This is a genomic window from Halobacteriovorax sp. XZX-3, from assembly GCF_043196495.1.
Taxonomy (GTDB): Bacteria; Bdellovibrionota; Bacteriovoracia; order Bacteriovoracales; family Bacteriovoracaceae; genus Halobacteriovorax_A.
In genome coordinates, this window is sequence record NZ_JBEBMO010000001.1 from 1,723,521 (window position 1) to 1,745,077 (window position 21,557).

Below are 21,557 nucleotides of genomic sequence, written 5' to 3' on the forward strand. Positions count from 1 at the left end.
GATAATGAAGTTATGAAAACGTTAAAAGGTAAACCGTCTCTACATTTAATATTAATCCTTCTGCTCATCGCAACTTCATGTGTGCCTGATAGCTTAACGAAGTTCAAAGAAGATGGCGCAAGCAGTGATGATGCATCAAGTGCAGTTGGAGAGGTTGTTGATCCTCCAAGTGAGTTTGTTGATGATAATGGCTTTCCTATTGATCCGGACACCATTACTGCCCCAAGCTCTATTAGTTACGATACTTCTAAAATGTACATATTTGTAACGGGTGATGAATCTTTAATAAATAAGCCTTCCGTTACACCGACTACAGTAATTGATCCAATTGGTAATTTTGGTGATTATATAATTCAAGGAGAAGAAGGAGCAAAAGTTATTTCTTCTGCAACTCAGAATAACTTCCTTGATCCAATCTCAAATCCAGGTTTTAACTTTGGTACTGATATTACGACAACATATGCCTCAAGCTTTTCTGCAGATTCAAAAACAGGAACAATCAAGGCGCTGAACAATTCGATTGATCCTATTAGAGCTTTTACTCTTGCATTTGCTAACTTTAATTACTACAACCCAAGCGCTGCTACAGCTGAGACTCTAACGATATTGTCAATGCCTAAAGTAACAGTACAAGCCCCTATTCCAGAATCTATAACATTTACTAATGATCAATCATTTAATTGTACAGGAGCAGGAATTGGAACACTTCCTCCCGCAAGTCCTTCAATTGGAGATGTATATCTAAGTAGTGGTACTTGTTATTATAATTATGATGGAACAAATACAAACACTGTAGCATTCCCATTTACAGGACCTGTCTATATTGGACTAGAACTGGCGTCAAACAGCGGATTCCTTACAAATGATGCAATACCTACAGAGTCTTTCATGACGGGAAGTGGAGCACAAGGAACAATCATTTATAAAGATACTTCAAATACTATTTACGGAACGCTAAGTAGTGGGGACCTTTATCCAAATGATACAATTGATAATGCTATTCCATTTTCAAATACAGAATCTATCATTCAGAAAGTTAAATACTTTTTTCAACCTGATTCAAATATTGTACTAAAACTAATTAATGATACTTCAAGTAGTCCGGCTTCGCATATTAGCTATGACAATAGTACGAAAATTGAAATTAGTCCTGACTTACCTTCAACTCTTAGACTAGTTAAAGATGTTGATAGCCCGTTATTTGGCTATATTATCGATACTTCAGGTGGAGCAGCTCATGCTCTCCAAGAAGCGAAAGAATATACTGTTACAGTCTCAAATGATCTAACAATGAGAACTTTTAAATTTGATATTGGTGTTATTAACCCTCCTGAAAATTTATCTTATTCACAAATGGTAGCGTTTAAAGTTAAAAATCTTGTTCAAAGTACTTCTAACTTTACTGTTGGCCAAAGAGTAGCGAGCTCTGTCGCACCACCATTGAATGATGGAACAGAAGGGATTATAAAAAGAATTCTTGATATTGATGGAAATGAAAAGTACCTGATTGTGCAAGTTATTTCAGGAGCATTTCAGAAAGATGCATCTATTGATAATTATAAAACTTTTCTAGACGAAGAAGCTGTTATTCTGACAACTCCAATTTCACTTACACATGTAATGGAACTTAATTCTACTGCAGCATTTACTCCTAATTACATAGAAACGATGCCTGCGATTTGCATGGAATTTGCAGCAGCACCATCTAATGAATTCGCTAGAGCTATCGTTACAGGGAACCCTACAGAAGCAGGCTTAGCTAATTATATTTTTGTAAATCAAATCAAGAATCCAAATGATATTAATTCAAACAGAAATTTTGTAGCATCTAACACTGCTATTACAGATTGTTCGCTAGGAACAAATTATGTACTGCAAGAGATTTGGTCACCAGTTTTAAAAGGAACATTCTCTAGCGTTGGCTCACTTGTAAGCGGTATGGATATACTTACAACTTCTAATAGAGCAAGCTTATCTCTATCGGGAATCAACTCTTCTGACAATACTGCACTACTCCAAAGTGCCGATGGACTACCTGTTACACTTACTCTTCCAGAAAGTTTTTCATCAGTCAGACCATATAGTGTAAATGCTGCATCACTAATAGATTACGAAACTCTATCCACATTTGAATTACAACGTGGTATTGATGCAAATATAATTGCGACTTTACCAAAAGGTGAATCTGTAGATTATTCGATCACACCAGACCTTCCACCGGGCCTTAATCTTAATCCGGAAACAGGTATTATCTCGGGTAAGCCAGAGGTAGCAGCAGCATCAAAAACTTATACTGTTTCAGCGACAAACATTCTAGGAACAAGTTCAACATCTTTTGATATTTTAGTAGAAGACTACTTTGAAGTTGATTTAGAAATTGATAGAACACCAATTTTTCATGCTCATAAAGATGGCGAAGGTAATCTATTCAATAAATGTCGAATTAAGAAAAGAGATATTATGAGTAACCCAGGTAACTTGGCATCAGAGGTAGAAGATATTGTCGATATTGACTGCTTCTTCGATGTTGGAGAGGGGGACATTTACAAAAGAGAAATGAACTTAGCTGTTAATGTTGGTCCTGGTATTTGCCATACAATGGAATATGTACCATTTTCTTATTTCAAAAGAAGACCAAATAAAACAACTGAAGATAAACTTACGTATAATGGAGCGACTTCTGATTACATCGTACAAGTTGTAAGAGATGCATCCCCGGAATGTATCAATGCTAACACTGTTAACTTCTCAGCTGGAGATGGTAATGGTAACCCATTTGGCGGAGGTGATGCTTCTGTATCGACATATGTTTCAGATGGTAATTATGTAAATGGAGTCTATTACGATGCAGAACTAACAACTCTGTGTACTGGAAAATATTCTGACGAATTCAACTGTGATACTGGTGAAATTCAATATGCAGAGATTCTATTCATTTATACACCAGCTGTACTCGATGATATGGGTGCAGTAGTAACACCTGATAGTTGTACAAATACTGTTGTTAAAAAGAGTGTTTCATGTGGCGGAAACCCAAGACGCTGCCTTGATGGACCAGTTGTACATCATTTCTCAAGAGACAACGTCATTAATAAAGGTACTTATGCTGAATCAGTAGAAGCATTTGATGGAATGAGTAAAAGCTATATTCCAGGTGATCCTATCCTAAAAGGTGGAGATACTAATGTTACTGTAACAAACTATTTTTCAAAAATGGCATGTCACGACGGGAACACAAATTACTATGCTGATGCAATTAAGATGCACGCTGACTCTGCAGATATGTACAACTCGCCAAATAGTATTGTTGACCCATTAATGGGAGCTCAACCATTTTATACATTTAACTGCCTAGACCAAGCAGATGATATTCTTGCTAGAATTAATGTTCATATCAGAGACTGGGATACTGGGTTTGAACTTGCTAATTTAGATAAAACTTATCTTGCTGGTAACTGGGGTATGGATAATGCTCTTAATGATGTGTATGGAAGGCCTGTTAACTCAATAACTGACTGGGATGATTTAAACAGAGGTTCTAATTACTCAGCATGTGGACTTTCTACGGCACCAACGATTGGGAATACGCTTACAGCACTTCCACTAACAATGGCAGAAGCTACTCGATCTTCGAGTGGTTTAATAATTACTTCAGGAGTTCCAGCAGATCACGTTTACGTTGGAATGGAACTTACTATTGGTGGTGAAAGTTATCAAGTTAAAGGGTTTGATAGTGACGAGATTTCTCTAACCTTACCTATTAAACAAGCTTCTATTCCTGCCGGTACAACTATTTTTGGTAGATACTTATACGAGTTTCCGGCTGGAAAATATAATGACCGCGATGAAGAATAAACTTCTAAATTACACGTCCAACTAAATCAAAATCTAATACATCGGTGATCTCAACTTTAACGAGGTCACCGATTTTTAAATCTCTCTCATTTAAGTCATTGATAATAACCTTACCATCGATATCAGGTGCCTGACCAAAATGGCGACCAACAATTAGAAGATCAGTATCTTCGTGAGTTCCTTCAACAAGAACTTCAACAGTTTCACCTAGGAATTCTTGATTTAATTCTCTAGCGATTTCTTTTTGAACTTCATAAAGACGATCAAAACGATCATCAATTACTTCTTGCGAATTTTTATCTTTTAAACGGTAAGCAGGTGTTCCTTCTTCATCTGAGTATCTAAAGATACCAAGGTGGTTGAAACGTGCTTGCTTGATACCTTCAAGTAATTTTTCAAAGTCCTCTTCAGATTCACCAGGGAATCCAACGATGATTGAAGTTCTAAGAACAATTCCAGGGATTCTTTCACGAAGCTTAGTGATACGCTCCATGATTTTCTCACCAGTAATCTTTCTATTCATACGCTTAAGAACATAATCTGAGAAATGTTGAACCGGCATATCAAGGTATTTACATACTTTCGAAGAAGTTGCCATTTTTTCAATAACTTCATCAGTAAGTTCATCTGGGTAAAAGTAGAATAAACGTACCCAATCTACTCCATCAACAGTCTCAAGACCTGATAGAAGTTCGAATAGATTATTTTCATCACTCAGATCGACTCCATAATCAGAAAGATCTTGAGAAATAAGATTTAGCTCTCTAACACCAGTTGAAGACAATTGCTTTGCTTCCTCAACAAGAGATTCAACAGTACGAGACCTTAGACGTCCACGAAGAGTTGGAATAATACAGAAAGTACAATTTCTATTACAACCTTCAGAGATCTTTAACCATGCCGTATAGAACGGAGAAGTATTAAGTCTTGGATCAAATTCAGTATGAATAAATCTAGGAACTTCAACAAATGACTTCTTCTCTAATTTATTATTTTCAAGAGCAGTTAAAAGTGGAACGATTTTATTGTATTCACCAGTTCCAATGAACATATCAACTTCAGGCAAGCTCTTTTCAAGTTCATCTGAATATCTCTGGGCCATACAACCAGAAACAACAAGTGCCTTACAATTACCAACTTCCTCATCTTTATAGTCTGCAAGATCAAGAATCATCTCAATAGATTCTTGCTTAGCTGCTTCAATGAATGAGCATGTATTTACAACAATTACCTCAGAATCTTGAGGCTCTGTTACAACTTTAAAACCATTTAGTCCCATATGCCCGAGCATAACCTGTGCATCAACGAGGTTCTTTGAACACCCTAGTGAAGTAAAATAAACCGTACGGTCATTAAATTTTTGGTTAACTTGAGATGAAATCTCAGACATATAATTCTCCATGTATAGCTAAAGTAGCTACTTATAGTGTTAAACCGACGTTTTTTCAATGCCTTATGTAATTTTTTTAGGAACAGAAATGCCTGTTTTCACATACTTGAAGGAAGTTACTTAAAGGCCTATCCTAGTAGTTAATGAGATTTACCTTACTAACTATATTTATTTTGGCCTTGTCTTGTACGAATTTATCAAGACCTCCTAAAACGAAACCACAAGATGGTGCTCTAACAAACTTACTTTCTAAAATTAGTAAGAATAATTCTGTTAGTTGTAACGAGTACCAAAAATTCTTGCATACACAATTTCCATTGTCCCCATGGTTAAGGGCCAATTATCACAAGAATTGTACTAAGAGCATTCAAGAATTAAGTGAAGAGTATAAAAATACTGAAGCGTATCCGTATTGGGCAAGAGAAGAACTAATTGATGCAATTATTTCAAAAACTTACTACACAGATGTCTATGCTAGTGCTGTCTTAAATAAGGTGGATTACCTCAATACTAAAGGTGAAGTTGAAAGGCTCTTACTTGATGCCATGAAGAAATTCGAAGATGGTAGTCAACAACAAGAACGAATCTATCAAAAATTAATTGATGTCTCTCCTCGCTTCATAAAAGAGCCGGAGCGAGAAAATTATCTAGATGTAGCCAAAAGCTTTGAACAAGATCGACAGTTTGTTAAGGCCCGTGAATATTACAAAAAAATAATTCGCGACAAAGATACTGTAAAAGAAGAAAAAGTTGAAGCTTGGTTTAGACTTGCAAACTCATATAAAAGGGAAAGAAAAAACGATAGCTTTAGAGACAATATTAGAAGCCTAGTTCTTTACCTTCAAAAAAACAGAGAAAGCCAAGAGCTAAAAGAAAAACATGCTGAATACACTATTAGGCTTGCTCGAATCTATTGGACAGAAGACAAATTACAAAGGGCGGTAAGAGTTCTAAGGAACCTCCTTCTCTTTAAGGAAGTCCCAACGGAGTATGTCGTTACAACTTACTACACGATTGGTGGTATTTTTGAGGATCTTAGAAAGTATGATCGCTCCATAAAATTCTATAAGAAGGCTTATGCTGCTGTTGAAGGAAAGCATGAACACCTTGAAAGTATTGTGTGGAATGTTGCCTGGACAAACTACAAGGCGGGCAACTATGAAGAAATGATTCAATGGTTTGATCGTTTTGAAGAAAAAAATGATGAGCCAAACTACCGATTTCTTTATTGGAAATTTGTTGGCCTAAAGAAGCTTAACCGCTTCGATGAAGCACAAAAACTTTTACTTAGAATTCAAAAAGAAGATCAATTTGGATACTATGGCCAAATTGCTCACATGAATCACACAAAACTTAAGCATATTGATTACAGAGAAAAGTTTGATATCTCGATTGATGAGCTTGCTTGGGCCGTTTATCTTGGTAACACAGACCTTGCGAAAAAAATTATTGATAGTAATGATAAGGTTAGCTTTAGTGACCTTTACGCTGCAAAATACTACAATATTATGATCTTTAAATTCTTCAGAGAAGATTCTAAGACGCAAGAAAAAATCTTAAAAGAAGATCCACAATTTGCCTTTCCTCTAGCGTTTAAAAAAGAGTTTCTTGAAAATAATAGATCTAAAACAGTAACGACACCACTACTGATGAGCATCGCTCGTCAAGAGTCTGCTTTTAATCAGTATGCGCGCTCACCTGCCGATGCTTTTGGACTACTTCAATTAATTCCAGAGCAAGGAAAGAGACTTTCTCGTCGCTACAAAATTCCATATGAAGGATATGAAGACTTATATAATCCTAATATTAATATTACTTTTTCAAGTCTCTTGTTAAATGAGCTTATGAAGAGAAGGGATAATAACTTTATCGACTTTGTTGCGAGCTATAATGCTGGAGGTACTCCTATTAAAAGATGGAGAAGTCGAATCATCCTTCCGGACTTAGAGTTTATTGAAGAAATTCCGTATAAAGAAACAAGAAAGTACGTAAAGTTAGTCGCACGAAACTACTTGATCTACTCTCGTCTTCTGAGCAATGAACCATTAACGCTAAAAGAAAATTTCTTTCGTGGTGGCTTTATTGATATGACACATTAGCATTCTTTGGAACGTTAAGGATGAAGTGCTTTGCTTGAAAGCTTTCGTTCTTAACGTTGCTAAGCTCAAGCTTAACAACTTTTCCATCAGCATAATTAATGTCAATTGAAGTAATATTAGAGAACTCTTTTTTCCCTTTCTTAAAAGTCAGCTTTGTTTCGACAACGCCTGTCGACTTAACTGAAGTCTCAGAAAAAACAAGTACACTATAATTATCACCGTCTTTAACTTTATAATTCTTATTTGATTTAAGGCCATTCTTTAGTAAATCAAAGAAGTTTGAAAGACCTTTATCACTACCCTTGTGAATAATAATTTCTGCTGGATCACCAGGCATGAAGCCATCTCGACTAATCCAAGTTGTTTTCTCATTTGTCACATAGACAAGAGCATCTGAACCCTTTTGTTCAAGCCTAAGCTTACCAGGGTATTCATAATCAAATCTTCCTGTTGACTCTTTTGGAGTACCAGTAAGCTGATTTTTTACAATTTGCTTATATTGAGTAGAAAAAGACCTTGGGACAAATCCCAAGGCCATATTTGAAATCATTAAAATAGGTAGTAGCTTTTTCATTACTGTAATTGTACCGAAACTGCCTTTGAAACACCAGGCTCCTGCATTGTTACACCATAAAGTGTATCATTTAGCTCCATTGTTTTCTTATTGTGTGTAATAAGAATGAACTGTGATTCAGCACTCATTTCACGAAGAAGTTCATTAAAACGACCAACGTTTGCATCATCAAGTGGAGCATCAACCTCATCCAGTAGACAGAAAGGAGATGGCTTAACTAGGAAGATCGAGAAGATTAGAGAAACCGCAGTCATGGCCTTTTCACCACCAGACATTAGGTTAATATTCTGCATTTTCTTTCCTGGTGGCTTAGCAATAATATCAACACCACATTCAGCATCATCAATATCACCAACGATTTCTAGACGTGCTTCCCCTCCACCAAAGATAATTGGGAATACTTTTCTAAATCTCGTATCAACTTCTTCAAAAGCGATTTTAAATCTTTCTTTCGATTTTTCATCGATATGATCAATTGCATTTTGAAGGTCTTCAAGAGACTTTCTAAGTTCAACTTCTTGAACTTTTAAGAAGTCATAACGAAGTTTTTGTCTATCGTAGTCTTCAATTGCTTGCCAGTTGATTTCACCTAGGCGACCAAATTCAGACTTGTAGTTCTTAAGTTTAAATCCTTGATCTTTAAGATCTTGGCCATACTTACGAACAAATTCATATGATTCTTTTTCAATTTCTTTTGGACCATTTTCTGTTTCCATAAAGTACATTGTTGAAACATCATTAAGTTTTTCAAAATCAGTTTCAGTATACTCAAGGTAGCGTCCAAGAGATTCGCGTAGATCAACACGGTATTTTTCGAAGATATTACGAACATTCTCTTCTTCTTCATTAAGACATCTTTCAAGGCGTACTTCTTTTTCAGCAACCTCTTTATCGGCCTTATTGATATTTTTAGAAAGTTCTTTAACCTGATCTTCTCTTTCTTGCATTGCAAGTAGAAGTTCAGAGAACTCATCTTTCATAATACTAAGAACTTCATCTTTGCTTGCAAGGATATCGGCTTTTTCGTTATTTGAAATTTCAAGTTCTTCGATTTCAACCTGCATATTTTCAAGCTCACCCTCTAGCTTAGTGATAAGCTCAGAGTTTGATTCTTTACGAAGGTTTTGTTTTTCGATTTGCTTTTCAATATCTTCTGATTGAGAACGTAGCGAATTCACACGTTGCTCAAAAGTTTTAGCTTCAACTTGCTTAGAAACATAAACCTCACGGTCTGCTTCATAAACTTCATTCATTTCATTATAACTATCGCGAAGGTCTTGAACTCTTTCACTAATATCAGCAATTGCCTCTTCAACCTCAGACTTATCTTTATTAAAAGATTCTTCTTTTTCTAGAATAGCTAGTCTTAGCTTTGAAGTTTCATCTTTACGATTCTTTAGAATTTCAAGTCTCGTGTTACCAGATTCCATAGATGCTAGCTTAGACTCAAGAGCTGAGTTTTTAGCAGCGAAATCGGCACGAGCTTCACTTAGTGTAAGACGAGCATTCTCTAGCTCATCTACTTTATTTCTTAGTAATTCATTTGAAGCTGTAACGGCTTCTTCAAGGTTTGCAACTTTTTCATTAAGACTTACTAATTCGTTTTCAAGTGCTTCAATTGTGTTATTTCTTTCAATTGCACTTTGCCCTTGTTCACAAGATCCTTTTACATGAAGAACTGTTGCATTTTGGCGATTACGTACTTGAATATTTCCACTGATATCAGAGATTCCACCAAAAGAGATTGAACTCTCTAGTGAAACAACTTTATCAAGATCAAGGCTTTCAACAATAAATAGGCTTGATAAATATGGAGTTAGTTTAGCTTTATATTCTTCTGGAAGTTCAATGATATCACTTAGAGTCGTTAATTCTACCCCAAGCTTTACTTGAATTCTTTCACGTGCCTCAGCAGAAATTACATCTGCAGACTTATCTGCAAGTAAGATCTCAAGTGCATTCTCATCATTTTCAGTTACCCAATTTTTAAGAAGTGAAAGATCACTCTCAGAAGTAACTAGAGACTCTAAGAACTCTCCAAGAAGTGCTGTTACGGCCTTAGTGTACTTATCGTCACATTTAATAATATTACCAAGTACAGTGTATTTATCAGAATCTACTTCACTTAAAAATTTAGAAACACCCTCTTTAGCTCCTTCAAGTGAAGAGCGAATTTCTTTTAATGAAGATAGTCTTGATTGCTTAGTAATTTGTTCTTTTGTTAAATTCTTAAGTTCTGATTCAAGATCACGATCTTTTTGCGTCAGCTCGTTTACCGTTTCCTTAAGTGTAACTTCTGATTCAGTTAACTCTTCCACTAAATTCTTAGCGGCCATAACATCATCTCTTTCCTTCGCAAGTTCACTTGAAACACCTGAATATTGTTTTTCAATTGCTTCAATTTCAGTCGCAAGGTCTTGAAGAGTTGCAGCATATTCTTCAAGTTTTGAATTATTTTGGAAAGCTTGTTGATCCATTTTAACAAGCTCTTCTTTCTTAATTGATAGCTCTTCTTCAAGCTCACTAATTTGCGCTTGTCTATCTTCTAGCTCAGACTTTAAAGTTTCAAGCTTCTCGCTTGCTGCTTCATAATCGTAATCTTCTTTTGAAGAAGTGATAACATCGTTGATTTCAGTTTCAATTTCTTCTTTTTTAAGAAGTCTTTCTTCGATCTCTTGAGCTAGTTCATCAATCTCTTTTTGTCTTTGCTCTAGTTGCTCTTCTTTATCAGTTAAAGACTTACAAAGTGCATTCAGTCTTTCTTCAGCAGCAGCTAATTTATTTGAAACTTCATTTCTTTCTTTTTGAGACTCATCAATTCTTGCAGTCTTTTCTTCTCTTTCAAAACGCTCTTCTTCAAGAGAGATCTCAAGAGAATCTTTTTTCATGCTCCAAGCTTCAAGATTTGCTTTCTTCTCAAGAAGCTCATTACCTCCATCGCGAAGCTCACGAAGATCTTCGAATACTTTATGTGCAACAACAGAGATTTCAGTACGTTTAATTTTATCCTTAAGCGTACGCGCTCTTTCAGCTTTTTCAGCTTGTTTTTGAAGAGACTTTAAGTTCTTTTCAATTTCAATTGTTAGATCGTTTAGACGGTTAAGGTTTTGCTCAGTTGCCTCAATCTTTCTCATTGATTCTTTCTTACGAACTTTAAATTTCGTAATACCGGCAACCTCTTCAATCATTGTACGACGCTCAACAGGTTTTGCTTGTACAAGTCTATTGATTTCCCCTTGGGCAATAATTGAGTATGACTTTGCACCAGCACCTGTATCCATAAATACTTCTTGGATATCTTTCAAACGAGCCGGCTCACCGTTGATACGATATTCAGTATCACCGTTTCTATAAAGCTTTCTTGTTAATTGAATCTCTGAAGGATTTGCAACTTTCCCACCGATGTGGATATGCTTTCCATGAGTATTCTCAAGGACAAGTGTTGCCTCGGCCCATGCAGCAGGATTATATTTTGAAGAACCAGCAAAAATAAGGTCCTTCATTGAATTCCCTCTTAGGTGTTTAGCTGATTGCTCACCCATAATCCAAAATAAGGCGTCAACAATATTCGATTTACCACATCCGTTTGGCCCAACGATCCCTGTAATACCATCGTCAAAGTTAATAATTGTACGATCTTTAAAGGATTTAAAGCCCTGGATAATTAGTCTTTTCAGTTGCACTTTGATTCACTCCGTCAATTTATCTCTATAATGTGTGTTGTGTAGGCCTTAATGTACCATTTCAAGCACCTAATCGTACACTTTTAAAATTTCAGTTCCGCTAAATAAGAAATGCAATTTCAGTAACTTAGACAAAGCAAATCCTAACAAGAACTAACACAATATTTTTACTTGTACGTATTTCGTACTAGGACTTTATCTGAACGGAGATTATGCCGATAAAAGTGCAATGGATAGCAACTCAAAAACAGTTTATTTTACGATCGACTTTCACCTCGTTGTTCGAGAAAAGCCGCTTCTATACAATATCTACATCAACTCTTCTACGATCAAAGGCAAGGATCACTATGTTAAAATAGTGCGGCCTGGAGAAGTTCTCACCGATGATGATGTAGAAGGTTTTAAAAAGTATCAAAGGATACATGTTCTTGAATCTGAGCGTGGGCTCTACCTTCAGTCTCTAGCAGAAGATGAGAACATAGAATCGATTGATAAGGTTTCCGTTATCAAAGATTCAGCCGTGAAGCACCTTGATGATATTTTCAATCCAGGGAAAGAATTCAATACAGAAATTCTTGGTGAAGCACTCGATGGTTGTCATGATTCAATGAAGGCCATGGTCGATGTTATCAAAGACTATGATATTAATAGCCTAAAAAAACTAATTGGTGATTTATCATTCCATGATTTTTACACTTACGACCATTCTATTAATGTAAGTATGTACAGTGTTTTAATTTATAAACAATTAAAACCTAAGGCAAGTGAAGCTGATCTTGTTGCAATTGGACTTGGTGGCCTTTTACATGATCTAGGCAAAACAAAAATTTCGACAGAAATATTAAATAAAACAGGCAATCTTACTGATGAAGAATTTGCACAAATAAAAAAGCATCCTGAGCTTGGTGTTGAACTATTTAGAGAGGCAAACCCTGAGTTTCCTGGACTTAAAAAAGAGTCTATTGAAAAAGTAATTATTGAACATCATGAGAATATTGATGGCTCTGGTTACCCAAAAGGAATCAAGGGAGAAGATCATCATATCTTCTCAAAAGTCGTTTCTATCGCCGATTTCTTTGATGCCATCACGACGAAACGATCTTATTCACAGGCACTTCCAATAGAAGATGCTCTAGAAATTATGAAACGAACTGTTGGGAAAAAAATTGATTCAGAAATATTTGATTTCTTCGTTAAGAAAGTTTCTAAGGTCATCCTAACAGGAAAGACAATGATCGAACTACCGGTCGATTTTAATACAGAGATTGCACACGCAGAGCTTCCAATTCAAAAAGTTCAGCCTAAAAAACTTGGTGAGAATTTTACGAAAGCAGATGATAACCCAAATAAAATAACAAAATAAAAAGTAGAGGAAGTTCTTCCTCTACTTTTTAATATTACTTCAAAACTAAAACTGGAAATAAAGAACCAAAAAGTAGCACGGCCAAAATAATATTAAAAATGGCAAGGCGATACCCTTTCTCAAGAAAAGACTTAAGCTTTAAACCTGCAAAGACCCAAACAGAAATTGCCGGAATATCAACAAGACTATAAGCAAGAATAACTGCAACAACACCTAATGTATTACCATTTGTATAAATGGCAACAGCTGAAAGTGCCATTGTCCAAGCCTTTGGATTAATCCACTGAAACATCGCCGCTTCAATGAACGACATTGGTTTTTTAATCTGTGCTTCTTCCTTTGCAAAACTACTAAATGCAATTTTAAATGCAAGTAATGCTAAATAAGTACCACATGCCATCTGCATAATTTTTTGAATGCCAGGATAAGTTTTAAAAATATCCGAAACTCCAAAACCAATTACCGCAATCATGAAGATAAAACCAAAGTAAACCCCAAGCATATGAGGGACGGTTCTCTTAAAACCATGATTGGCCCCAGAGGCCATTAGAAGAATATTATTTGGTCCCGGCGTTATGGCGGAAACAAAGGCAAAAGCTAAAAGTGCGTATAGATTTGTCGTGCTCATGTGGCACAGTTTACTCGATTTTAAGAATAAATTTATTGCAAAGAATCATGCATTTGAGAGATAATTTGCAACATATGAAGAAAATAGACACTATTGACGAAAGAATATTGCAAGAATTAGAAAATGACGGAAGAATCAGTAATTCTGATTTAGCCTCCATCGTAGGACTTTCACCTTCTGCATGTCTTAGAAGAGTACAAGAGTTAGAGAAATCTAAGGTCATCACTGGCTACCGCGCGCGAATCAATCGAGCAAAATTAGGAACAAGATTTACTGCTTATATTACAGTTGGATTATCTGTTCACACAAAGAAGTCACAAAAAGATTTTGAAATGGCGATTGCTGAATCACCTGAAGTAATCGAGTGTCACAACGTTACGGGAAGCTTTGAATACATTCTAAGAATTGAAACGACTGATCTTGTTTCATATAAAACATTTCACACAGAAGTTCTTGGAACACTTCCACAGGTAAATTCAATATCAACATACGTAGTGCTTGAGTCACCGAAAGATAAAAGAAAATAGAAAGGGATTTTAAAAATGGTCGGAGTAGCAGGATTTGAACCTGCGACCCCTTGCTCCCAAAGCAAGTGCGCTACCAAACTGCGCTATACTCCGACATTGAAATTTTGGGTAGGCTATTTATAAGTGATCTGAACCTTTTTGGCAACCCAGAAATTAAACCTTTTTAAAGTTCTTGAAAAAACTTTATAGCGGAACCAACGGCCTTGGCCCTATGGGAGTTCTCGTTTTTCCACTCTTCTAATTGCGCTACAGTCTGATCTGGAAAGGCTTTTGGGCAAAATACAGGATCATAACCAAAGCCTCCTTCACCAGTGTAACTATCTGAAATCTCACCTTCCATTCTCCCCTCAAAAAAATATATTTCCTCTGGTGATAAATAAAAGCATAAGACACAAGTAAAGTAAGCATTTCGATTTTGCTCACCATTTAACTTATCTAATAATAGCTCGGCCCTTTGGCGATCTGTTAAACCTTCACCACCAAAACGCGCAGAGTATATTCCTAACTCTTGAGGAAGTGCTTCAACAGTAATTCCTGAATCATCTGCGACGACAGGAGTTTTAAACTCTTCAAAATAAGCTTGAGCTTTCTTAAGAGCATTCTCTTGAAAAGTATTTCCATCTTCTACAACATCTAATTTTGCAGAAGCTGCATTAATTGAAATATTCGTCTCTTTGAATAAAACTGCAAATTCTTCGGCTTTATGAGCATTTCCAGTAGCTAGAATAAATTTTTTCATTACTTTCCTAGTGCTTCTTTTTGTTTTGAGAAAACAACCTTAAGAGATTCAGCAGCACAATCCATTAGCGCATCCATTTGCTCTCTTGAGAATGCTTGCCCTTCAGCAGTTCCCTGTACTTCAATAAATTTTCCAGACTCAGTCATAACAATATTCATATCTGTATCGCAGCTCGAATCCTCTTCATAATTTAAGTCAGCAATGATTTTACCTTCGCCGTTAATTCCACAACTAATTGCTGCAAGAGGCTCTATAATTGGGTTCTCAGAAAGCTCACCACTTGCGATTAAACTTTGAATAGCAAGTTCAAGTGCAATAAAACTCCCAGAGATTGAAGTCGTTCTTGTTCCACCGTCTGCAACCATAACGTCACAATCAAGAGTAATCATACGCTCACCTAATTTTTTAAGATCGATAATTGCTCTTAAGCTTCGGCCAATTAAGCGCTGAATTTCTTGAGTACGGCCACCAATTTTTGAACGCTCTCTTCTTGATCTTGTGTGAGTAGAGCTTGGAAGCATTGAATATTCTGCTGTCACCCAACCTTTTCCACTACCTTTCATCCAACCAGGAACACTTGATTCTATCGAAGCAGTGATATGAACCTTTGTATTACCAAATTCTGCAAGAACTGATCCTGCTGCATATGGGTTGATATTAATAGAAAATTTAACTTCTCTTGGAGTAGAACGTTCGATAAGTGACATATTGAATACCTCTGAATTTATTAGTATTGTTCGATAATAACATAATGAGAAAATCTATGAAACACCTACATTTTAAAGAAATTCCATCGACTCAAACAATTGCCATTGAAGAGGCACGTAATTATGACCAATTACTTATTAGTGCAACTGTACAAACTGAGGCAAGGGGCCGAAGACATAATAAGTGGGAAGATTTACAAGATAGTCTTTGTTTCTCTTGTAAATTAGAGGCAGGCCAAAAGCCAACTCTACTGGCTTTAGAAGTAGCAGTTATACTTAGTAATTATTTTAAAGCGCACAAACTCCTCCTTAAGTGGCCCAACGATATCTTTAATGAGAATAGTCAAAAAATTATGGGGATCTTAGTTAATAAAGATGATGATAACTATATCGTCGGAATAGGTATTAACTATGGAGGTGTTCCACATGAGACATATGGTGTGCTTAAAGAAGGTACGAAATTAAGTGAGAATGATTTTGAAAGTATTCCGCTAGATATTTACAACTACTTACTAGGCAATCGTCTTACAGAAGAAGAAATTATAAAACAGTGGAATGACAGATGTTATCACCTAAATAAAGAAGTCGAAATCATCGACGAAGATTCTATTATAAAAGGTATTTTCAGAGGAATTGGAAACTTTGGAGAGGCCCTTATTGAGACTCAGGATAAAATAGAGAAAGCCTATACAGGCTCTCTCGTTATTAAATAATTATTCTGAAATTGATGTTAGAACTTGCTTGCTGATATTTTTAAGCTCTTTCTTAATTAAGTTCTCGGCCAGATCAGGAACGATTTCCCAAATAATCTTTTCAATATTTTGCTCACAGTACTCGCGTGCAAATTTTTCAATAATTGGTGCAACTTCATTCTTTAGTTCGGCCTTAAGCTCTTCAATATTTACAGCCGGGGCCGTAGTAGCTGGAGCTGTAGAAGTTGCAGTATTAATCGATGCTGTCGTTGATGTACCAAATGAAAAGTCATCATTCATTTGAGTTACTGAAGAAAGATTTATCTCATGCTCATCTTCTTCTGGAGAAGAGAACATTTCACTAGACTCCTCATCAGCGTCCCATAAGTTCTCATCAGAAATCTCTTCAAAGTCATCTGAAAAGTCAGATTCAAAACCACTTTCCTCTGATTCAGTAAACACAGGCTCTACTTCTTCACTTTCTGAGTCCTCAAAATTTTCTTCTATTTCTTCTTCTTGACTAGGAAGCTCAAAGTCATCACCCAGCTCTTCATCAAGATTTCCAAAGTAGTTACTAACATCGAGTATTGTCGAGCTAGGTTGCTCTTCTTTTGGAGGTAAATTTTCTATAACAGGAGGTAGAGTATCAAATTCTTTTGTTACATCACTTCCCTTTAAATTAGTAGGGTCAAATCCCCAACCATCCAATTCTGACTCAAGATTATTATCTGAATCATCTTCATCAGTGAATGAATCGTGTTGACTCAAATCAAATTCTTGAGTCTTATCTTCTTCAGTTTGGGCAATTGAGCTATCAACATCCCAACCAGAGAAATTATCATCTTCAAGCTCATCTTGATTATCATCTGAAAAATCTTGTGTCGTATCTGTTGTTGAAACTTCACTTTCAATCAATTCATTACAAAGTGAAATAAATTTCTCTGTTTCAAATGGCTTAACAACTTTGTCAGAATATCCGCTACTACGTAGCTTATTTTCATCAACGATATCAAATGTTCCTAGCATCGCCAGAACTGGAGTTGTAGGGAACTTCTTACGCGTTTCTTCACCTAATTTATATCCATCATCTGAAAGACCAAAGTCTAATAAGATTAGATCAAAATCGTCATTTTTAGAAAATAATTCAGACTCATCAAGAGCTGAAACAATTTCAAAATCTTGATTTGCGAATGTAATACTAATTACTTTTTGGATTGTCTGACTGTCGTCAGCAACTAATACCTTTTTACTCATATAAAACCTCAATATATTGTTACGCAAAAAATCCAGCTAAGCAAGAGACAGTTTTAATGATTACGGTATGTTTCTATACGATTGAATAGATAATAGCTGACTGATTATCTAGATTACCTCGACGATTTGCACCGTCAAAAAGATTATCAATCTGAATAACTTCATCTTGAGTTGATTCTTGAATAATTCTTTTAATATCATGAAGGCTTAAACTTCCGTAGACACCATCACTTAAGACAATAATACGATCATTTGGTTCTACGTTTAACTCCCAAATTTTAGGGGATAAGTCTTCATAAAGGCCCAAAGCAACGAGAGGAAATGTACTTTTTTGGTGCGAGTTATCAGAAATTGAAATCTGTTTAACACAATCAGGTGTATTAATTAGAGATAAATCCCCATCTCGGTACATAAGAACCAAGCAATTACCACATGAAACGATTGATAAAATATTTTCAGAAAGCATCGTTAAAGCAGCAGAAACCCCACCTTTATCATTAAGAGGTTTACTCTTGTTGATATTTAGTAAGTTTTTATGAGCAATAAACATCGCATTCACTAGAGCATTAGTTTCTAGTACATACTGAGGTGAATAAAAGTAAGGCATTGTAGCATTCGGATCTCCAGACAACTTTGAGAAATAAAGATCAATTGACTGCTTAGCACTCTCTAGATTTCTATCAGAAATTCCAGAACCTCCAAATCCATCAAATATACCAAAAATTTTCTGTTTAAGATTAATGAAGGTATTATCCTCATTTAGATTAAGATATGGCCCTTGATGTGTTCTAGCAAAGAAGCTTTGAATTTCTCTCATAGATTTTTTAGCCTTTCACTCGCTTTAATATAATATTCATTATCCATAGGTGAGATTTGTTGCACCTCTTGAAACTTTTCTCGGGCATCCTCAAATGAACCTAACGATTCAGAGATTAAACCTTGACGATATACCTTACGGGCTCTTCTCGTTAACGTATCATTGATATCATCGAGTTCACTTTGTGCATCTAATTCATTAGGATTATAGCGTAAGACTTCCTTAAAAACTTCATAAGATGCCTTAAGATCTTCTGCTTCTTTAAGTGAACGGGCCTTACCTAAAAGTGGGCCAGTTATATTCTTAAGATTCTGACGTGACTTTTTAAGCATATCAATTGCTTTCTTCATTAGATCTTCATCCATTGATTTTTCACTAATGAATAACTCAAGAGCTCCAATTGCCTTATACCATTCTTCTTGAAGAAATAAAGTTTCACCCGGTTTAAGAGCATCTACCATACGCTGGCGTTCAGCTTTCTTCTGAGCTTCTTCAAGTTCTTTTCGATTTTTTTCCTTAATATAGGAATCCAGTTCTAACTCAAGGTTAGCAACATCATAATTATTAGGATCAAGTTCTTTAATCTGTTGAAATAGTCCACGAGACAAAGTGACATTACGCTCTTTTACCGCTTCAGTAGCTTTATCAAGAAGCGTCTTAACTTTTGCCTGAATTAATTTTCTCTTTTCTTCTGCACGTCTTTCAAGCTCTGCTTTTTCGAGCTCAGCATATTTATCCTTAGCCAACTGATAGAAAGTTTGGGCTTGTTTATAATCTTTTGTGATCATAAATAACCTTTCAAACTCAGTAATTGCTTCCGCAACATTACCCTCATTAGCATAACGTGTTGCTAACTGATATAAAGCTTCCGCTTTTTCTTGTTGCTCTTTTGTTAGCTTCTTATCAACCGAGGTAACAACCTGTTTCTTTTTTTGTTCCTTGGCCTGCTTATCTTTAGCCGTTGGTTTTGGTTTCTCGCCACTATCTGGAAATAAAAACATATAAAGACCCAATAATACAACAGTATAGATTAGGACTTTCTTACGCTTTTCAGGGTCATTAAGAATTCTCTTAATAATAGATTTTTCTTCACTAGCTGAAGGAGCATCAGATAATTCAAGGCCATCAAAATCTTCGTCATCATCAGAAACTTCAACAATTTCCTCGACTTCAATTACCTGGTTATCTTCTACAGGCATCAGCATATCTTGCTGACTCTTTATAAAGTCACTAGCGATCTTAACTGTAAAAGTAGTTGAGCCAATAATAAATTCATCACCATTTGTGATCTCTTTTTGGTTTATTCGCTTACCATTTAAAATCGTGCCATTGGCCGATTGTAAATCTTCTAATACACAAGTGATCTTATTCTTTTTAATTACCGCATGTACTGAGGAGACTTCAGGATCAGATAAGACAATCTGACATTTACTTGGATCACGACCAATATATGTTTCAGGCAGGTCTAAATTAAAATGATCATAAGGAACATCTTCACCAAATAACTCTAGAACAAAATTTGCAAAGCCAGAGAATACTTGAGTTTTATCCCCAATATCATCGTCTAATGTATCAATGTCGTAAGATTCATCACCATAGTTGTCATCATAACCATCATCATAATTTTCTTCATAGTTTTCATCGAAGCCTTCTGAGAATCCTTCTTCCTGCTGTCCAAATTCTTCAAAACCACCTTCTTGAGAATCAAGAGGTTCTTCAGTATTAAACTCATTCTCGTTATCAGATGATTCCTCTTCAGTAGGTGCATCAAAAGCTTGAGTTTCTTCTTCAAATTCAGATCCACCATCTATGATAGATGTTTCTTCTTCAATATCATCTTGTTCAGCGGCTTCAAAATCATCTTCAGGTAACTCTGGCTCAACGTTAACGATTTCTTCAACAGGATCATCACCAACTGGACTTTCAACTTCTAGACTTTCAAAAAGAACTTTAAATTCATTACAAACGAGGTAATAGCCACTCGATACTGGTATTTCCTCTAAAAACATTGGAGCGTTATTAACAAGAACAGTGTCATATGTTGATAACTTATTTAAAGTCCAACTGACACCATTAAAATTAAGGCTTGCTAATCGCCTTGAAATTTGTGGATCATCTAAGTGAACATGAGCTTCATCAGATCGACCAATAAGAAAGCTAGAGCTCTGCCCCATGATCACCTGATCATTAATCTCAATACGATTAAGAATTGTTCCATTTTTAGAAACAGTAATTATCACTCTTTTTCATCCCTAATTTTTCGGCCATATCTTCAACGTTCTTTTTAGCTTCGATAAAGCGCTCATCTGTCTTGTATTCAATTAAAAGTTTATAAATTGAGCAATATGTACCTAAAGCTCTATTATATTTTAAAGAATCTTTATTCTTTGTTGCTTGATTGAACATATCTTTAATTTTTTCATCAAGTCTCTGTTTTGCAATATTTAAGTGATAAGCAGCGTTACCATCATTTGGATCAAGTGTTAGAGCTAGATTAAATTCCTGCATTGCTCTAAAGTAGTTTCCTTCACGTGCTTCTCGTCTACCACGGTGAATATAAGCTTCAACTTTCTCACGAGTTTCAAGATCTTCAACATATTTACGGCCAGTATTACTATTTGAGGAATCAATAATTGAACTTCCTTCTTTTTTTACTGTTGCCTTCTTTGTTTTTGTATCACCACCATCCATAAAAAAGAACAGGCCCATAACTACTACTGCAATATAGATAAGTTTCTTTCTCTTTTCCTCAGGTGTTGCAGGACCTTTCTTTTTCTTAGCTTTGGCTTTCTTCTTTACCTCTTCCTCTTCTTCCTCATCTTCATCATCTTCGTCTTCTTCAGGGTCCTCATATTCCACGAGGGCCTTCTCCTCTTTTACTTCGATGAATGAGTACTTAAAAACTGTAGAGCCAACAATAATCTTATCACCAGACTTAAGTTTATGTTGAGTCACTTTCAAGTCATTTACCATGACACCATTTTGAGACTTAAGATCGGTAAGAGTATATTCATTATTAACACGAGTTAATTCAATGTGTTCTCTTGAAGCTTGAGTATCAAGAATTTGAATATCATTAGAACTTAGACGACCAAGAACTACTCGATTACCGTTTAAGTAATAACAAATACCTTTATTCTTACCAGTCATACAAATAATACGATGGTACTGCCCAGATGATTCTGGGGAAGATAAATTCTTTGTCATTCTAATTGCGGCAACCATTTAT

General features: G+C 35.7%; 15 protein-coding genes and 1 tRNA gene. 5 read left to right on the forward strand and 11 right to left on the reverse strand.

What is annotated here, in order from left to right:
* Positions 1-12: 12 nt before the first annotated feature.
* Positions 13-3,855 carry an Ig domain-containing protein gene (locus tag ABMA70_RS08215; protein WP_392990507.1) on the forward strand — a complete coding sequence of 1,281 codons (3,843 nt, stop codon included), beginning with the start codon at positions 13-15 and terminating at the stop codon, positions 3,853-3,855.
* 4 nt (positions 3,856-3,859) lie between these two features.
* Here ABMA70_RS08215 and rimO read toward each other — a convergent pair whose 3' ends face one another.
* A complete protein-coding gene (gene rimO / locus ABMA70_RS08220; protein ID WP_158246919.1) occupies positions 3,860-5,245 on the reverse strand; it encodes a 30S ribosomal protein S12 methylthiotransferase RimO in 1,386 nt (461 codons plus the stop codon).
* A gap of 143 nt (positions 5,246-5,388) precedes the next feature.
* Here rimO and ABMA70_RS08225 point away from each other — a divergent pair, with 143 nt between their 5' ends.
* Complete coding sequence (locus ABMA70_RS08225) at positions 5,389-7,344, forward strand: lytic transglycosylase domain-containing protein (RefSeq protein WP_103218723.1); 1,956 nt, start codon at positions 5,389-5,391, stop codon at positions 7,342-7,344.
* Here ABMA70_RS08225 and ABMA70_RS08230 read toward each other — a convergent pair.
* Together ABMA70_RS08230 and smc are read right to left on the reverse strand one after the other, a co-directional pair.
* The gene (locus ABMA70_RS08230) at positions 7,325-7,918 is read right to left on the reverse strand and encodes an outer membrane lipoprotein carrier protein LolA (protein WP_103218722.1); all 594 of its coding nucleotides are present in this window, start codon (positions 7,916-7,918) and stop codon (positions 7,325-7,327) included. The two genes, ABMA70_RS08225 and ABMA70_RS08230, sit on opposite strands and share 20 nt — an antisense overlap.
* Positions 7,918-11,601, reverse strand: a complete 3,684-nt coding sequence (smc, locus tag ABMA70_RS08235; RefSeq protein ID WP_392990504.1) for a chromosome segregation protein SMC — start codon at positions 11,599-11,601, stop codon at positions 7,918-7,920. Before smc ends, ABMA70_RS08230 begins: the two co-directional genes overlap by 1 nt.
* Positions 11,602-11,830: 229 nt before the next feature.
* On the opposite strand from smc, the gene ABMA70_RS08240 reads away from it, so the two are divergent.
* Positions 11,831-12,964 carry an HD-GYP domain-containing protein gene (locus ABMA70_RS08240; RefSeq protein ID WP_392990502.1) on the forward strand — a complete coding sequence of 378 codons (1,134 nt, stop codon included), beginning with the start codon at positions 11,831-11,833 and terminating at the stop codon, positions 12,962-12,964.
* Between the two features lie 34 nt (positions 12,965-12,998).
* Here ABMA70_RS08240 and ABMA70_RS08245 read toward each other — a convergent pair whose 3' ends face one another.
* Positions 12,999-13,592: a LysE family translocator gene (locus ABMA70_RS08245; RefSeq protein WP_392990500.1), complete on the reverse strand. Its 594-nt coding sequence runs from the start codon at positions 13,590-13,592 to the stop codon at positions 12,999-13,001.
* A 74-nt stretch (positions 13,593-13,666) separates the two neighbouring features.
* On the opposite strand from ABMA70_RS08245, the gene ABMA70_RS08250 reads away from it, so the two are divergent.
* Positions 13,667-14,119: an Lrp/AsnC family transcriptional regulator gene (locus ABMA70_RS08250; protein WP_392990498.1), complete on the forward strand. Its 453-nt coding sequence runs from the start codon at positions 13,667-13,669 to the stop codon at positions 14,117-14,119.
* Between the two features lie 16 nt (positions 14,120-14,135).
* Here the strand turns inward: ABMA70_RS08250 and ABMA70_RS08255 are convergent.
* The 3 genes from ABMA70_RS08255 to rph form a co-directional block, all read right to left on the reverse strand.
* A tRNA-Pro gene (locus tag ABMA70_RS08255) sits at positions 14,136-14,212 on the reverse strand.
* A 70-nt stretch (positions 14,213-14,282) separates the two neighbouring features.
* Positions 14,283-14,858 carry an RdgB/HAM1 family non-canonical purine NTP pyrophosphatase gene (rdgB, locus tag ABMA70_RS08260; RefSeq protein WP_392990496.1) on the reverse strand — a complete coding sequence of 192 codons (576 nt, stop codon included), beginning with the start codon at positions 14,856-14,858 and terminating at the stop codon, positions 14,283-14,285.
* On the reverse strand, positions 14,858-15,565 hold the full coding sequence (rph, locus tag ABMA70_RS08265) for a ribonuclease PH (protein ID WP_103219299.1): 708 nt from the start codon (positions 15,563-15,565) through the stop codon (positions 14,858-14,860). The genes rdgB and rph overlap by 1 nt, the downstream gene beginning before the upstream one ends.
* Positions 15,566-15,609: 44 nt before the next feature.
* Between rph and ABMA70_RS08270 the strand changes: the two genes are divergently transcribed.
* Positions 15,610-16,278: a biotin--[acetyl-CoA-carboxylase] ligase gene (locus ABMA70_RS08270; RefSeq protein WP_393022173.1), complete on the forward strand. Its 669-nt coding sequence runs from the start codon at positions 15,610-15,612 to the stop codon at positions 16,276-16,278.
* On the opposite strand, the gene ABMA70_RS08275 is transcribed toward ABMA70_RS08270, so the two are convergent.
* From ABMA70_RS08275 to ABMA70_RS08290, 4 genes are all read right to left on the reverse strand, one after another.
* A complete protein-coding gene (locus ABMA70_RS08275) occupies positions 16,279-17,511 on the reverse strand; it encodes a response regulator (RefSeq protein WP_392990491.1) in 1,233 nt (410 codons plus the stop codon).
* A gap of 73 nt (positions 17,512-17,584) precedes the next feature.
* On the reverse strand, positions 17,585-18,328 hold the full coding sequence (locus ABMA70_RS08280; protein ID WP_103219296.1) for a PP2C family serine/threonine-protein phosphatase: 744 nt from the start codon (positions 18,326-18,328) through the stop codon (positions 17,585-17,587).
* Entirely contained in the window at positions 18,325-20,568 is a 2,244-nt protein-coding gene (locus ABMA70_RS08285) for an FHA domain-containing protein (RefSeq protein WP_392990488.1), read from the reverse strand. Before ABMA70_RS08285 ends, ABMA70_RS08280 begins: the two co-directional genes overlap by 4 nt.
* A complete protein-coding gene (locus ABMA70_RS08290) occupies positions 20,549-21,553 on the reverse strand; it encodes an FHA domain-containing protein (protein WP_392990486.1) in 1,005 nt (334 codons plus the stop codon). Before ABMA70_RS08290 ends, ABMA70_RS08285 begins: the two co-directional genes overlap by 20 nt.
* Positions 21,554-21,557: the final 4 nt, after the last annotated feature.

What these genes read in the sequence shown, in the direction of transcription:
- rph (WP_103219299.1), bottom strand. Translation starts at nt 15,565, where the DNA reads ATGTCACTTATCGAACGTTCTACTCCAAGAGAAGTTAAATTTTCTATT.
- ABMA70_RS08240 (WP_392990502.1), top strand. Translation starts at nt 11,831, where the DNA reads ATGGATAGCAACTCAAAAACAGTTTATTTTACGATCGACTTTCACCTC.
- ABMA70_RS08225 (WP_103218723.1), top strand. Translation starts at nt 5,389, where the DNA reads ATGAGATTTACCTTACTAACTATATTTATTTTGGCCTTGTCTTGTACG.
- ABMA70_RS08290 (WP_392990486.1), bottom strand. Translation starts at nt 21,553, where the DNA reads ATGGTTGCCGCAATTAGAATGACAAAGAATTTATCTTCCCCAGAATCA.
- rdgB (WP_392990496.1), bottom strand. Translation starts at nt 14,858, where the DNA reads ATGAAAAAATTTATTCTAGCTACTGGAAATGCTCATAAAGCCGAAGAA.
- ABMA70_RS08280 (WP_103219296.1), bottom strand. Translation starts at nt 18,328, where the DNA reads ATGAGAGAAATTCAAAGCTTCTTTGCTAGAACACATCAAGGGCCATAT.
- rimO (WP_158246919.1), bottom strand. Translation starts at nt 5,245, where the DNA reads ATGTCTGAGATTTCATCTCAAGTTAACCAAAAATTTAATGACCGTACG.
- ABMA70_RS08270 (WP_393022173.1), top strand. Translation starts at nt 15,610, where the DNA reads ATGAGAAAATCTATGAAACACCTACATTTTAAAGAAATTCCATCGACT.
- ABMA70_RS08275 (WP_392990491.1), bottom strand. Translation starts at nt 17,511, where the DNA reads ATGAGTAAAAAGGTATTAGTTGCTGACGACAGTCAGACAATCCAAAAA.
- ABMA70_RS08250 (WP_392990498.1), top strand. Translation starts at nt 13,667, where the DNA reads ATGAAGAAAATAGACACTATTGACGAAAGAATATTGCAAGAATTAGAA.
- ABMA70_RS08230 (WP_103218722.1), bottom strand. Translation starts at nt 7,918, where the DNA reads ATGAAAAAGCTACTACCTATTTTAATGATTTCAAATATGGCCTTGGGA.
- ABMA70_RS08245 (WP_392990500.1), bottom strand. Translation starts at nt 13,592, where the DNA reads ATGAGCACGACAAATCTATACGCACTTTTAGCTTTTGCCTTTGTTTCC.
- ABMA70_RS08215 (WP_392990507.1), top strand. Translation starts at nt 13, where the DNA reads ATGAAAACGTTAAAAGGTAAACCGTCTCTACATTTAATATTAATCCTT.